Genomic DNA, 1,084 nt, shown 5'->3' with positions numbered 1-1,084 from the left:
GTGGAGATTTTGCGCGCATCGCTGGGGTCAATCACCCGTCCCTCAGGGCTGACGTACGCTTTTTTAAACTGCTCCCAGGCGGGCCACTGGCAGGCGGCGCTCACCGGGCCCGCCGCCAGCAGCAGCGCGGAGAGCACCGCGCCACAAAGTACTTTCATCATGGTTTATTCATCATCCAGGCTAAGACGGCGGCGACTGATGATGCGCAGCATGCGCCACAGCACCCACGCCAGCAGCACAATACTGATAGCGGCGAAGATCGCCAGCAGTATCGGGTGGTTAGAGAGCGCGAACCAGATGCGCTCGAACCAGGGCAGATGACCCACGTAGTAGATATCCCCTACCCGCAGACTGTTGACGCCGGACTCGCGGATCACCGCTACCGAGCCAAACATTGCTGCCCGCTTACCGCTGTCGTTGAGGGCGTTGGTCAGCAGTTCATTACCGCGCGGGCTGTCGGCCAGCAGGGCCACCACGCTGCGCTGATCGTTATACGGCGACTGGAAGCCAATCACCGCCGCCATCGGCCCGGAAGAGGTAATGTCGGTGCGGGTATTGGGCGTGCGGGCATCGTCATCGGGATAAATGCTCGCCAGGTCATAGTGGCGCATCGGCATTTTCACCCAGCTTTTGGTCGCCTCGACCAGCAGGTTGATTTTGGTGTCGTCCTTGAGGGACGACGGGATCGCGCCGATCAGCAGCAGATCCGCATCTTTGTTCTTGATCTGGTTGCCATCGTCGGTCATCTGCAGATTAATCGCCGCCAGACCGGTCTGCGAACCGATACCGCCCAGCGCCTGCAGCAGCGTCGCCACCTGGCCCTGGGTCGGCGCTTTCGGCACCACCACCAGCGTGTCGGAGAGGTCGGCCATACGGCTGTAAGGGAAGCCCGCATTGGCAAAGACGCGCAGGTCCGGCAGGGCGATAAAGTGATAATACTTCGAGAAGTCGATGGTCGAATCGTCGCCAATCACCACATGGTTCTGCACCGGCTGGAAGGTAATACAGTTGTCGATGGAGCCGCCCGGCATCGGGTTCATGAACTGGAAGTCAAAGCGCAGCTGGTTGACCGCCCCGAGACGCA

The 1,084-nt window shown here is 60.7% G+C and carries 2 protein-coding genes; both read right to left on the bottom strand.

All coding sequences use genetic code 11. The annotated features are described in order from the left end of the window. A partial coding sequence (locus CW267_RS29825; protein ID WP_264755094.1) for a glycosyl hydrolase family 8 occupies positions 1–161 on the bottom strand: 161 nt, incomplete at its 3' end. Between the two features lie 3 nt (positions 162–164). Continuing rightward, on the bottom strand, positions 165–1,084 hold a 920-nt coding region (locus CW267_RS29820), incomplete at its 5' end, for a cellulose biosynthesis cyclic di-GMP-binding regulatory protein BcsB (RefSeq protein WP_206054991.1).

Source organism: Klebsiella sp. X1-16S-Nf21 (assembly GCF_002837615.1).
Lineage (GTDB): Bacteria > Pseudomonadota > Gammaproteobacteria > Enterobacterales > Enterobacteriaceae > Klebsiella > Klebsiella variicola.
Note: the sequence above shows the minus strand (reverse complement) of the source record. Positions and strands in the feature narration are given on the sequence as shown.